The 12,344-nt window shown below is 63.5% G+C and carries 14 protein-coding genes; 6 read left to right on the forward strand and 8 right to left on the reverse strand.

All coding sequences use genetic code 11. The annotated features are described in order from the left end of the window. The first annotated feature begins 37 nt into the window (after window positions 1-37). The 3 genes from B552_RS0106065 (at window position 38) to B552_RS0106075 (ending at window position 2,153) form a co-directional block, all read left to right on the forward strand. Window positions 38-748 carry a TetR/AcrR family transcriptional regulator gene (locus B552_RS0106065; protein WP_019448115.1) on the forward strand — a complete coding sequence of 237 codons (711 nt, stop codon included), beginning with the start codon at window positions 38-40 and terminating at the stop codon, window positions 746-748. Next, the gene (locus B552_RS0106070; protein WP_026035378.1) at window positions 745-1,329 is read left to right on the forward strand and encodes a TIGR00730 family Rossman fold protein; all 585 of its coding nucleotides are present in this window, start codon (window positions 745-747) and stop codon (window positions 1,327-1,329) included. Before B552_RS0106065 ends, B552_RS0106070 begins: the two co-directional genes overlap by 4 nt. A 143-nt stretch (window positions 1,330-1,472) precedes the next feature. After that, a complete protein-coding gene (locus tag B552_RS0106075) occupies window positions 1,473-2,153 on the forward strand; it encodes a DUF1120 domain-containing protein (protein WP_019448117.1) in 681 nt (226 codons plus the stop codon). A 51-nt stretch (window positions 2,154-2,204) separates the two neighbouring features. Here B552_RS0106075 and B552_RS28285 read toward each other — a convergent pair whose 3' ends face one another. From B552_RS28285 to B552_RS0106115, 8 genes are all read right to left on the reverse strand, one after another. Then, window positions 2,205-2,702 carry a diacylglycerol kinase gene (locus B552_RS28285; RefSeq protein ID WP_019448118.1) on the reverse strand — a complete coding sequence of 166 codons (498 nt, stop codon included), beginning with the start codon at window positions 2,700-2,702 and terminating at the stop codon, window positions 2,205-2,207. Then, window positions 2,629-3,747 carry a glycosyltransferase family 1 protein gene (locus tag B552_RS0106085; protein ID WP_019448119.1) on the reverse strand — a complete coding sequence of 373 codons (1,119 nt, stop codon included), beginning with the start codon at window positions 3,745-3,747 and terminating at the stop codon, window positions 2,629-2,631. Before B552_RS0106085 ends, B552_RS28285 begins: the two co-directional genes overlap by 74 nt. Before the next feature lie 91 nt (window positions 3,748-3,838). Further along, on the reverse strand, window positions 3,839-4,834 hold the full coding sequence (locus B552_RS0106090; RefSeq protein WP_019448120.1) for a UDP-2,3-diacylglucosamine diphosphatase: 996 nt from the start codon (window positions 4,832-4,834) through the stop codon (window positions 3,839-3,841). Window positions 4,835-4,906: 72 nt separating this feature from the next. Beyond that, entirely contained in the window at window positions 4,907-5,941 is a 1,035-nt protein-coding gene (locus tag B552_RS0106095; protein ID WP_019448121.1) for an alpha/beta fold hydrolase, read from the reverse strand. Next, window positions 5,938-6,483 (reverse strand): RDD family protein, encoded by a 546-nt coding sequence (locus B552_RS0106100; protein ID WP_019448122.1) that lies wholly within the window; start codon window positions 6,481-6,483, stop codon window positions 5,938-5,940. Before B552_RS0106100 ends, B552_RS0106095 begins: the two co-directional genes overlap by 4 nt. A 116-nt stretch (window positions 6,484-6,599) precedes the next feature. Then, on the reverse strand, window positions 6,600-7,403 hold the full coding sequence (locus tag B552_RS0106105) for a DUF3106 domain-containing protein (RefSeq protein WP_019448123.1): 804 nt from the start codon (window positions 7,401-7,403) through the stop codon (window positions 6,600-6,602). Window positions 7,404-7,406: 3 nt separating this feature from the next. After that, window positions 7,407-7,844, reverse strand: a complete 438-nt coding sequence (locus B552_RS0106110) for a DUF3619 family protein (RefSeq protein WP_019448124.1) — start codon at window positions 7,842-7,844, stop codon at window positions 7,407-7,409. Next, window positions 7,841-8,407 (reverse strand): RNA polymerase sigma factor, encoded by a 567-nt coding sequence (locus B552_RS0106115; protein ID WP_019448125.1) that lies wholly within the window; start codon window positions 8,405-8,407, stop codon window positions 7,841-7,843. The genes B552_RS0106110 and B552_RS0106115 overlap by 4 nt, the downstream gene beginning before the upstream one ends. Before the next feature lie 378 nt (window positions 8,408-8,785). On the opposite strand from B552_RS0106115, the gene B552_RS0106120 reads away from it, so the two are divergent. From B552_RS0106120 to ilvC, 3 genes are all read left to right on the forward strand, one after another. Next, a complete protein-coding gene (locus B552_RS0106120) occupies window positions 8,786-10,549 on the forward strand; it encodes an acetolactate synthase 3 catalytic subunit (protein ID WP_026035379.1) in 1,764 nt (587 codons plus the stop codon). Next, complete coding sequence (gene ilvN / locus B552_RS0106125) at window positions 10,550-11,041, forward strand: acetolactate synthase small subunit (RefSeq protein ID WP_008643328.1); 492 nt, start codon at window positions 10,550-10,552, stop codon at window positions 11,039-11,041. It abuts the gene before it with no gap. A gap of 135 nt (window positions 11,042-11,176) precedes the next feature. After that, a complete protein-coding gene (gene ilvC, locus B552_RS0106130) occupies window positions 11,177-12,193 on the forward strand; it encodes a ketol-acid reductoisomerase (protein WP_019448127.1) in 1,017 nt (338 codons plus the stop codon). Window positions 12,194-12,344: the final 151 nt, after the last annotated feature.

Genomic DNA, 12,344 nt, shown 5'->3' on the forward strand with positions numbered 1-12,344 from the left:
ATCCCAATCCTGCCGATTCAAAGTCGTTCCAATATCCATGGAAGCCAAACCGCAAGCCGGACCGCGCCGTACCCGGGACCGCATTCTCGATGTCTCGCTGCGCCTGTTCAATGAAGTGGGCGAGCCCAACGTCACCACCACGACGATTGCGGAAGCCATGGAGATCAGCCCAGGCAATCTCTACTATCACTTCCGCAACAAGGACGACATCATCAACTCGATCTTCGTGCGCTTCGAGCAGGAGATGGAGCGGCGCCTGAAGATGCCGGAAGACCACAAGGCCACGCTTGGGGAGAGCTGGGGCTACCTGCAGTACATGTCCGAGTTCCTGTGGAACTACCGTTTCCTGTATCGCGACATCAATGACCTGCTGGCGCGCAACCGGATGCTGGAGACCAACTTCAAGCGCATCGTGGAGCAGAAGAAGCGCTTTGCGCTCGAAATCTGCCGCCAGTTCCAGGAAGACGGCGACATGGAAGCCACGCCCGAGCAGGTGGATGCAATCTGCACCAACATCGTGGTGATCGCCACTTACTGGCTGTCGTTCCAGTTTGTGCAGCATCCGCGCCAGTACAACGATCCCGAGCAGATTCGCGGCTATCTGCACGGATCGAGCTATCACATCTTCTCGATCCTGGCACCGTACCTGCGCGGCAAGGCGCGCGATGCGTTCGACCAGCTCGCGCGCGAGTACGCCGCCCAAAAGGCAGAATCTGAGGCCGCGAAGGCTGACAAGGAAAGAAAGTGAAATCGGTTTGTGTCTATTGCGGGTCGAGCCCCGGCTTTCGCCCCGAGTACGCCGAAGCGGCGCACGCGCTGGGTCAGGCCATGGCGCAGCAGGGCCTGTCGCTGGTCTATGGCGGCGGCAAGGTGGGCCTGATGGGCGTCGTGGCGGATAGTGTTCTGGCGCACGGCGGCACGGCCATCGGCATCATTCCGGATGCGCTGATGCAGAAGGAAGTGGGTCACCGCGGCCTGACGGAACTACACGTTGTGCGCAACATGCACGAGCGCAAGCAGATGATGGCTGACCGTGCCGATGCCTTTATCGCCATGCCTGGCGGCGTGGGCACCTTCGAAGAACTGTTTGAAACGTTCACGTGGGCGCAGCTCGGCTATCACGACAAGCCGATCGGCCTGCTCAACGTGGCGGGGTTCTACGATGGAATGCTCTCGTTCCTGAGCCACACGGTGGGCGAGGGCTTCCTGAAACAGGTGCATGCCGACATGCTGCACGTGTCGCCTTCCCCGGCAGACCTGCTAGGCAAGCTGGCCGCGGCGCCACGCGTGCATGTGGACAAGTGGCAGGAAGGCCGCGAGAAGGCCTGAATCAGTGCGGATTCTGCCCCGAGGGTGACCGTTCTTGACGCCATCCGGAAGCGGGCTGGCAATTTTGGCTGAATTGCGATTTTTTGTTGCCGCGGCGTGGTGAATACTCCGGATACCGTAACTCATGCATCGAGGAGATCATCATGAAGCGTATCCACTATGGAATCGCCGCACTTTTCGTCGCCCATTTAGCGGCTTTCGCCACGACGACTCTAGCGGCAGAATCGGCGGATCTGGCAGTCAAGGGTATGATCCGGCCTGCCGCGTGCGATATCTCACTTTCCGATAACGGCGCCGTCAACTTCGGCAATATTTTTGTCAAGGATCTTAGCGATACCACCTTCAACAGGATCGGCGGAAGAAACCTGACGCTGACAGTGACCTGTGATGCGGCGGCCATGTTCGGTATCACTGCCACGGATGGACGCGCGGGAACGGCTACGCCTGGCGCTGCTGCCTTCTTGCATTCAAATCAGAACGACGCGGCTGCATTCGGTGTTGGTAGCGTGGATGGCACGAACGTTGGCGCGTACCTTCTCTATCGCTCGGCGGCCGCGAATGGCGACGGCAATGCCATTGTGTCGCTTTCCACCAATAACGGCGGCACAACGTGGACCAGTGCCTGGGACGCCAACAATGCCTTTGTCCCGGGAGCCCGAATGCACGCCTGGGCAGCGACCGGCCAGACGGCCCCCGGCAGTTTCCAGAGCGTCAGCCAAACCTATACGGTGGCGCTTGCCCTGCCGAAGACTGGCGATTTGCCTGATCTGACTCAAGCGGTGCCCATAGATGGTCTTGCCACCCTTACCATCAACTACCTTTGATCGAGCAAGGTCGATATCCCATTGCGGACGTCGACCTACTTTGCCGCTGGGCTACCCGAACAGCATCCCCACCCACCGCACCACGTGCGGTCCGCCGATTGCGACCCACGTGCCGCCGCACAGGATCAACGCCAGCATCACCGCCGCGCTGCCGAAGTCCTTGGCGCGCTTGGACAGGCTGTGGCGCTCCAGCGAGATCCGGTCGATTGCCGCTTCCACGCTCGAATTGAGCAATTCCACGATCAGCACCAGCAGCAGCGTGCCCAGCAGCATCACGCGCTCGACCACCGATACCGGCAGGATGAACGCGCACGGCGTCAGGATTGCCACCAGCGTCAGTTCCTGCCGGAATGCGCTCTCTTCCAGGACCGCATAGCGTAGCCCCGACATCGAGTTGATCGCCGCGTGCCATGCGCGTGTCAGGCCGCGATTGCCCTTGTGCGGATTGTTGGCGATCGAGTATTCGGTTTCCACTTCAGCCGCCACCTGGGCGGCGGTCGGCCGGTGCAGCGACGGATCGGGCGGTAGCGTGGGATGGGGCTTGGCCATGATCGGGTGCGACGGAGGACGCCGGTTTGTCGGTTCCGTCCGCCACGGTTGGCAGCGGACGCAGATGGGCGAGGAACTGCTCGGACGCAGCGCGCCACGAGAATTTCTCCGCGTGGGCACGTGCCGTTGCGCGATCGATGCGCAATGCTTCCAGACAGGCCTCTCTCAAGTCTTCGTGCATCACGCCGGCAGGGCTGTCGCCGAGCACGTCGATCGGCCCGGTGACCGGATAGGCGGCGACGGGGAGCCCGCTGGCCAGTGCTTCGAGCAGGACCAGCCCGAATGTATCGGTGCGGCTCGGAAACACGAAGACGTCCGCCGAAGCATACACCTTCGCGAGTTCCGGTTGCTTCAGCACACCGAGGTAGTTTGCCGAGGGATAGCGTGCCTTCAGGCCCGCCAGCGCGGGGCCGTCGCCCACGACCCACTTCGAGCCCGGCAGATCAAGCTGCAGGAAAGCCTCGACGTTCTTTTCCACCGCCACGCGGCCAACGTACAGGAAGATCGGATGCGCGGTGTTCAGGACGTTCGGCCGCTGTGCGGTGAACACGTCGAGATCGACGCCGCGCGTCCACAGCACCCCGTGCGTGATGCCATAGTCGTGCAGATCCTTGAGCACCACCGGCGTCGGTGCCATGACCGCGCGCGCCGGACCGTGGAACCAGCGCAGGAAGCGGTATGTCCAGGCCAGCGGAATGCCGAAGCGTGCCTGCACGTATTCCGGGAAGCGCGTGTGATAGGCCGTGGTGAACGGCAGGCCGTGCTGCATCGCGTAACGGCGCGCGGCCAGGCCGAGCGGGCCTTCAGTCGCAATGTGGAGCGCGTCGGGCTGGAACGCATCGATACGGCGGCGCACCTTGGCCGTCGGCAGCAGCGAAAGCCGGATTTCAGGGTAGGTCGGGCAGGGGACCGTCGTGAATTCGAGCGGCGTGATCAGGTCCACCATGTGGCCCATGGCCTCGAGTTCGCGGCGCGTGGATTTCAGCGTGCGCACTACGCCGTTGACTTGCGGTTCCCATGCGTCGGTAACAATCAGGACTCTCATCGAATCTCCTTGCGCAAGCACCATGTTGTTGTTGGAGCGGACAGCGCACGCACTTCGCTGGCGAAGGCGTGCAGGTAGTGGATTGGGGGTGTCAGGCGGTCAACTCGGCCGTGCGGCGACGGCGGCGGCTGACCGGTACGGGTGGATCGAGAAGCGTGGTCCAGTAGACGATCTTGAGCTCGCCTTCCATGGTCTCTACCAGGGCCGACAGGCTTTCCACCCAGTCGCCATCGTTGCAGTAGAGCTGGCCGTCTACCTCGCGGATCTCGGCCTTGTGGATGTGGCCACAGACCACGCCGTCGCAGCCGCGCCGGCGCGCTTCGTCGACCATCGCGTGCTCGAACGAGTTGATATAGCTGACGGCGTTCTTGACCTGGTGCTTCAGGTATTGGGAAAGCGACCAGTAATCGAAGCCGAGCTTTGCCCGCGCACGGTTGAAGTGGCGGTTCACGGCCAGGATCATCGTGTATAGCGAATCACCGAGATAGGCCAGCCACTTCGCGTGCTGGACCACGCCGTCGAACAGGTCGCCATGCACGACCCACAGCCGCTTGCCGGTGGCGGTCACGTGGATTGCATCCTCGCGAACGGTGATGTCGCCGAACGCCATGCCATCGAACTGCCGCGCCGCTTCATCATGGTTGCCGGGAACGTAAATGACGTCGGTACCCTTGCGTGCCTTGCGCAGCAGCTTCTGCACCACGTCATTGTGGCTCTGCGGCCAATACCAGCCGCGGCGTAGCTGCCAGCCGTCGATGATGTCGCCTACGAGGTAGAGCACGTCCGATTCGTTGTGCTTGAGGAAATCGAGCAGGTAGGTGGCCTGGCAGCCCGCCGTGCCCAGATGGATATCGGACAGCCAGATCGCGCGATAGCGATGTACAGGGGGTTCGGCGTGGGGAGCAGTGCGGGGGGCGGAACTGGAGGGTTCGCGCAGCGGTGCGGCAGGTACAGAGGACAGTTCGGTGGGCGCCGGCATGTATGCCGCGAGCGCGGCTGACAGCGGGAGCGTGGCGTCAGGCTTGCCGCGCAGGCGCTGCGCGACTCTGGAAAGACGTCCGCGGGCGAATCGAATTGCTTGAACCATGGCGGCCCCGGTATCGGCGATGGCTGCATTGAGCCAGCGCGCCGTGACGGAACCGTGACGGAAACATGAACGTCACATGAACCCTGTCGGGGCGTCTCCGCGATGCAACGCGCCCGCAATTTCCGGTGCAGGAGCGATGGGTGCCCGCAGCGCCGCGAGCGCCGCCAGCGTAGCGTCCACTGCACGCCGGTCGCGCAACAGCGAAACGTGGCCAATGCCGCTGAGCGCAATATGGCTTGCTCCTTCGAACCACGAGGTGCCGGGCGGGCCGGCTATCGAATCGTGCCAACTGAATACCGAGACAATGCGCGCGCGCATCTCCGGCGTTTCCGACGCTGCCAGGGTCGTCAGCCAGGGGCTGGCCCAGCGCATCTGGCGAGCATTGCGGCCGCCGCCGAAGCGTGCCAGCGCGCAGCCGTAGTGCGGACTGCCGAGTGTCACGATGCCCGCGCACGGGGCGGGCTCATCCGCCTTGTTGGCCAGCACCTGTGCCGCGCGTGCGACGAGTCCGCCCATGCTGTGGCAGACCAGCAGCGGAGCGCTTCCCGTGCGCGCGTGCATTTCACGCAAGCGGGTCAGGAGTTTCGGCGCGTAGTCGTCGATATCGCCAAGCACCGGGGTCAGGTCGATGCCTTCGCAGCGATAGCCGGCGGCGGCCAGCGAGGGTGCCATGTCCAGCCAGACCGCATGATTGCAGCCGTAGCCGTGAACCAGCAGGACGCATGGCGTATCGGGCAGCGGAGTGGCGGGTTGTGCGAAGGCAAGTCGCGAACGGAACGGCTGTAGCCAGTTGAACATCCGGAATACGGCCCGGCATTCGGCCAGGTAGCACGCCAGTGCTTCGCGCCTGCCGAGTGGCAGTGGGGTGAGTACGTCGGGAGGTTGTGGTGGCCGGGCCGAGGCCGGGACGGCAAGCCCGCCCAACGTCGCGATGAACGCGATGCCGACACTGAGTCCGAATGTGGCCAGCAAGGCCAGGACGCCTGCCAAGGCCGCCACGGGCCACGACCAGCCCGCCCCGGCAGCCAGAGCCGCCGCAAGCCCGCCGGCTGCCGCCACCTGTACGGCAACGGCGGCGCGGCGCAGCGCGGCGGCCGTCAGGCTCATGACTTCGGCGCAGGCCTCAGATCGGTCAGCCGTGTACCGGCCAGTCGGTCATGGAGGAATTGCCTGCGCGGATCCAGCCAGGCCAGCGAAATCCAGATCAGCAGGCCGATTGCCAGTGCGCCGATAAACGGGCCCTTGGTCAGGCCGAGCGCGTGGCCCACCGCCGCCGCCGGTGGCAGCCATAGCCATGCCAGCGCAAAACGCAGCAGCGCCTGCGGCCAGCGCGGCGGTACGCCAGCGGCCGTTTCCAGTCGGATGCGCCAGGTCTGCATGGCAAGGGTCTGGCCATTGCGTTGCCAGAACCACGAGAAATAGAACGCCAGGACTAGGAACATCCATGCCTGATCGATATAGGGCCGGTCGAGCCCGATCTGCTGCAGCAGCGGTCGGGCGATCAGGTAGACCGCGCTGGCAGCCATCAGTACGCCAAACAGCAGCACGCCCTCGTAAAGCATGCAGAGCAGGCGGCGGCGCAGTGTTGGCGTGCGCGGAAACGGATCGGGAATGTGACGGGTAGAAGCGGCAGGCGTGGCGGCAGGCATAGCGCAAGGCGTAAGCGGTAAGCGGCCATTATGCCAAACACCGCTGTGGGAGCGCGTCGGGGCCGGGCCAGGTCGCGGAAGGGACGAGGAGGTGCTGGTGGAGGTGCTGGCGGGGATTACTGGCGCTGCGAGTCGGTAGTGCTGAATTCTGTCGCGGCCTCGCCGGTGACCGGCGGCGACAGCGATGGCGACACTGCCGAGGCCGCTGGCGCGGGCGCCGCTGCAACGGGTGCGGCCATCGCGGGTGCCGGAGCGATAGGTGCGGAGGCGGCCGGTGCGGCGCCTGTGGCCGCCTGCGCTGCCGAAGCAGGGCCGGCGACTGCGCCCGGGGCGCTTGCCGGCCGCTTCTCCGGATGAAGCTGGTGACCTGTATCGACCGGTGGGCGCTTGCCCGAGGGCAGCGCGCTAACCGCGCCGGGCCGGCGCGGCACCTTCTCCGCAGCGGCGAGCTTCTTTTTCTGCTCTTCCGGCAATTGCTGGTAGCGGTCCCAGGCCTCCGCTTTCTTTTCCTGCGGCAGTGTGCGCGTGATCTGGTAGTTTTCCCGGGCCAGCCGGCGCTGCTGCGGGGTCAGCTTGACCCATTCGGCCATCCGTTCCTGCAGGCGCTGCTGCTCTTCCGGCTTGAGCTTCGGGTACCGGTCGGCGATTCGTTCCCACTTGTGCCGATTCAGTTCCGGAAACGTCTCCCAGATCGGCTGGAGCGGCGCAAGGATCTGCTGGTGAGCGGGTGAAAGCTCGGCCCAGGTTGGATGCGCATTAACAATCGGGTGCGGTGCGGCTGGCTGACTGGCTGCCGGGCCCTGGGCCTGCGCCACAGGCGTGGCGATGCCGCCACAAAGTGCAGTGAGGATCAGGCCGGTTGCGAACAGTCTGGCAAACCGGCGGTGGAAGGCGTCGGAAGGGGGCGTCGCTCGAACCATTTGTTATTGCCCACGTTTCAGGTACACGTGGAAGCCCTGATCGGCGTACGCCGTCGGCGGGAGATCGTCGAGCAGCATCGCGGTATCCACGTCTGCCAGTTCCTCGACACGCTTCTGCTGTTGCCAGTGGTAGATGCCGATCAGGCCGGCACCAAGCGCCACCAGTGTCCAGACGAGGGCGAGCTTGCGCAGCCACGAACCTGCACGATGCAGTGGCGTGTCGTCCTCTTCCTCGAAGGCATAGCCATGATGGCCGCCAGGCAGGGCAAGCTGGGGCACGTGGGCGCGCACTTCCGCCTTCTTTGCGGCAAGCGCCATGCGCCGCGCGGCGGCAAGCCGTTCGGCAATGTCCGGCGGCAGTGCATCCGCCGAGGCATCTAGCGCCAGGCGGATCTCGTGGGCGAAGCGCCGATCCTGGATATCTCGTTCGTTTCTGCTCATAGTCGGACCCCACGCGCGCGCAGGGCTTGCGCCAGAGTGTGCGTTGCACGGGAACAGTGCGTCTTTACGCTGCCTTCGGAGCAGCCCATCACGGCTGCCGTTTCGGCCACGTCCATATCCTCCCAGTAACGCATCAGGAAAGCCTCGCGTTGACGTGTGGGCAGACGCTGGATTTCCTGCTCGATGATATGCATGACCTGCGCCCGCTCGACCTTGTCTGCGCTGCTTTCGGCCATTTCCGTACCGGCTTCTGCCTCCAATGTGTCGAGCAGGTCGCTATCGTCGCCATCGCGCTCGTCGCGCAGGTTCGAGAACAGCGTCACCCAGGTATTGCGTACCTTCTGGCGCCGAAACCAGTCGTGGATCGTGTTCTGGAGGATACGCTGGAACAGCGGCGGCAGCTCGGCGGCACTTTTGTCACCGTACTTCTCCGCCAGTTTGATCATGGCATCCTGCACGATGTCCAGCGCGGCCTCGTCGTCCCGCACGGCAAAGACGGCCTGCTTGAAGGCGCGTCGTTCCACGCTGGCGAGAAAGTCGGAGAGTTCCTGATCGGTGGCCATGCAGGCAAATACAGCAGTTGGGCGCGGGATTCGGGCCGAATGTGCCGCCTAAGTCCTGCGGCACCTCTGAAATGTCTGCGATCCTAGCAAAAAACACGTGGCTTCTGCCACTGCTGTATGCAAGTGCAGACATGATCGCGGCCTGTTCGGCACCTGCCGTTGCGTCGCCGCCGCGCCAGTGCCATGAATTGATGTGAATTGCCCATAGACCGCGCTGGTGCATTGCAGTATCATCGACGGTTCACGACATCAGTGGTTGTCTCATCGGACCGCTTATGAGGCGGTCTTCTCATGCAGACGCGCACCGCTTGAACCCGAGCCACAAGCCCGGCAGAGAGCATCCAAACAATTTTTTGCCGAAAATTGCAAAGGACTGAAATGAACATGCCCAGCGCGGAATTCTCCCACGCAGATAGCAATTCATCCTCCGCTCGCGAAATGATCGGAGCGGAAATCCTCGTCAACGCACTTGCCGAAGAAGGCGTCGAATACGTCTGGGGTTACCCCGGCGGCGCAGTGCTCTATATCTACGACGAGCTCCACAAGCAAAAGAAATTCGAACATATCCTGGTGCGCCACGAGCAGGCCGCCGTCCACGCCGCTGACGGGTATGCCCGTGCGACCGGCAAGGTGGGCGTCGCGCTGGTGACCTCGGGCCCGGGCGTGACCAATGCCGTCACCGGTATTGCCACTGCCTATCTGGACTCGATCCCGATGGTGGTGATTACCGGCAACGTGCCGACTCACGCGATTGGCCAGGATGCGTTCCAGGAATGTGACACCGTCGGCATCACGCGTCCGATCGTCAAGCACAACTTCCTCGTGAAGGACGTGCGCGACCTGGCCGCGACGATCAAGAAGGCGTTCTTCATCGCCGCCACCGGCCGTCCCGGCCCCGTGGTGGTGGATATCCCGAAGGACGTGTCGCGCAATTCCTGCAAGTTCGAGTACCCCAAGTCCGTGGACATGCGGTCGTACAGCCCGGTGAACAAGGGTCACTCGGGTCAGATCCGCAAGGCCGTGGCGCTGCTGCAGGGCGCCGAGCGTCCGTTCATCTATTCGGGCGGCGGCGTGGTGCTGGCGAACGCCAGCGAAGAGCTGCGCGAACTGGCTGCGCTCACCGGCCACCCGGTCACCAACACGCTGATGGGCCTGGGCGCGTTCCCGGGTACGAGCAAGCAGTTCGTCGGCATGCTTGGCATGCACGGCACGTACGAGGCCAACATGGCCATGCAGAACTGCGACGTGCTGATTGCCATCGGCGCGCGCTTCGATGACCGCGTGATCGGCAATCCGTCGCACTTCACCGCGCAGGCCCGCAAGATCATCCACATCGACATCGACCCGTCGTCGATCTCGAAGCGCGTCAAGGTGGATATCCCCATCGTCGGCAACGTCAAGGACGTGCTGCAGGAACTGATCGCCCAGATCAAGGCCAGCGACGTCAAGCCGAAGCGCGAGGCCCTGGCCAAGTGGTGGGATCAGATCGAGCAATGGCGCTCGGTGGACTGCCTCAAGTACGACCGCAATTCCGAGATCATCAAGCCGCAATACGTGGTGGAGAAGATCTGGGAACTGACGCACGGCGATGCATTTATCTGCTCGGACGTGGGCCAGCACCAGATGTGGGCTGCGCAGTTCTACAAGTTCAACGAGCCGCGCCGCTGGATCAACTCTGGCGGCCTGGGCACGATGGGCGTGGGCCTGCCGTACGCAATGGGCATCAAGAAGGCGTTCCCGGACAAGGAAGTCGTCACCATCACCGGTGAAGGCTCGATCCAGATGTGTATCCAGGAACTGTCGACCTGCCTGCAGTACGACACGCCGGTCAAGATCTGCTCGCTGAACAACGGCTACCTGGGCATGGTGCGCCAGTGGCAGGAAATCGAGTACGACAACCGTTACTCGCATTCCTACATGACCGCGCTGCCCGACTTCGTCAAACTGGCCGAGGCCTATGGCCACGTGGGCATGCGCGTCGAAAAGACTTCCGACGTGGAGCCTGCGCTGCGCGAGGCCTTCCGACTCAAGGACCGCACTGTGTTCCTGGACTTCCAGACCGACCCCACCGAAAACGTGTGGCCGATGGTTCAGGCCGGCAAGGGGATCTCCGAAATGCTGCTCGGCGCGGAGGACCTGTAAATGCGACACATCATCTCGGTCCTGCTGGAGAACGAACCCGGCGCGCTGTCGCGCGTGGTGGGCCTGTTTTCGGCACGTGGATACAACATCGAGACGCTGACGGTGGCTCCCACCGAAGACGCGTCGCTGTCGCGGATGACCATTGTCACCACCGGTTCGGACGACGTGATCGAGCAGATCACCAAGCACCTGAACCGTCTGGTGGAAGTGGTCAAGGTGGTGGACCTGACCGAAGGCGCGCATATCGAGCGCGAGCTGATGCTCGTGAAGGTGCGTGCCGTCGGCAAGGAGCGCGAGGAAATGAAGCGCACCGCCGACATTTTCCGTGGCCGCATCATCGACGTGACCGAAAAGACGTACACCATCGAGCTGACCGGCAACGGCGGCAAGCTGGATGCGTTCCTCGATGCCATCGACCGCACCGCGATCCTGGAAACCGTCCGTACGGGCGGCTCAGGTATCGGCCGCGGCGAACGCATCCTGAAGGTCTGACCGGCGCCCCCGGCAGCCAAGGCCACAAGCCGACACGCAGTATCCCGAAGCGGCGCGGCGCATCTGGACAAACAGACATCGATGCGTCTCGCCGACACCCCTGATAAGCAGATTTGAGAAATTGAAGGAACCATCATGAAAGTGTTTTACGACAAGGACGCCGACCTCTCCCTCATCAAGGGCAAGAACGTCACCATCATCGGCTACGGCTCGCAAGGCCACGCCCACGCGCAGAACCTGAAGGATTCGGGCGTGAACGTGACCGTTGGTCTGCGCAAGAGCGGCGCGTCGTGGAACAAGGCCGTGAACGCCGGCCTGCAGGTCAAGGAAGTGGCCGAGGCCGTGAAGGGCGCCGACGTGGTCATGATCCTGCTGCCGGACGAGCAGATCGCCGACGTGTACAAGAACGAAGTGGACGCCAACATCAAGGAAGGCGCTGCGCTGGCCTTCGCCCACGGCTTCAACGTGCACTACGGCGCCGTGATCCCGCGTGCCGACCTGGACGTGATCATGATCGCCCCGAAGGCCCCGGGCCACACCGTGCGCTCGACGTACTCGCAAGGCGGCGGCGTGCCGCACCTGATCGCCGTGCACCAGAACAAGTCCGGCGCCGCCCGTGACATCGCCCTGTCGTACGCCACCGCCAACGGCGGCGGCCGCGCCGGCATCATCGAGACCAACTTCCGCGAAGAAACCGAAACCGACCTGTTCGGCGAGCAGGCCGTGCTGTGCGGCGGTACCGTCGAGCTGATCAAGGCTGGCTTCGAAACGCTGGTGGAAGCCGGCTACGCGCCGGAAATGGCCTACTTCGAGTGCCTGCACGAACTGAAGCTGATCGTCGACCTGATCTACGAAGGCGGCATCGCCAACATGAACTACTCGATCTCGAACAACGCCGAGTATGGTGAATACGTCACCGGCCCGCGCGTTGTGACCGAAGAGACCAAGAAGGCCATGAAGCAGTGCCTGACGGACATCCAGACCGGCGAATACGCCAAGAGCTTCCTGCTCGAGAACAAGGCCGGCGCCCCGACCCTGATCTCGCGCCGCCGCCTGACGGCCGAGCACCAGATCGAGGAAGTGGGTTCGAAGCTGCGCGCGATGATGCCGTGGATCGCCAAGAACAAGCTGGTCGACCAGTCGAAGAACTAAGCAGTACCTAAGCTGTACCGGGCGAGGCAGGGCGCCGCAGGCGCCTTGCGTACCCTGGAAGCCGCCGGGTTTTCCGCCAGTCTCCTGTGTTGCAGGAGACATTTTGGCGGGGGCCGGGCGGCTTTTTGCTATCCTTGTCGGGTTTTTCAGG

The sequence above is a fragment of the Cupriavidus sp. BIS7 genome, from assembly GCF_000292345.1.
Lineage (GTDB): Bacteria > Pseudomonadota > Gammaproteobacteria > Burkholderiales > Burkholderiaceae > Cupriavidus.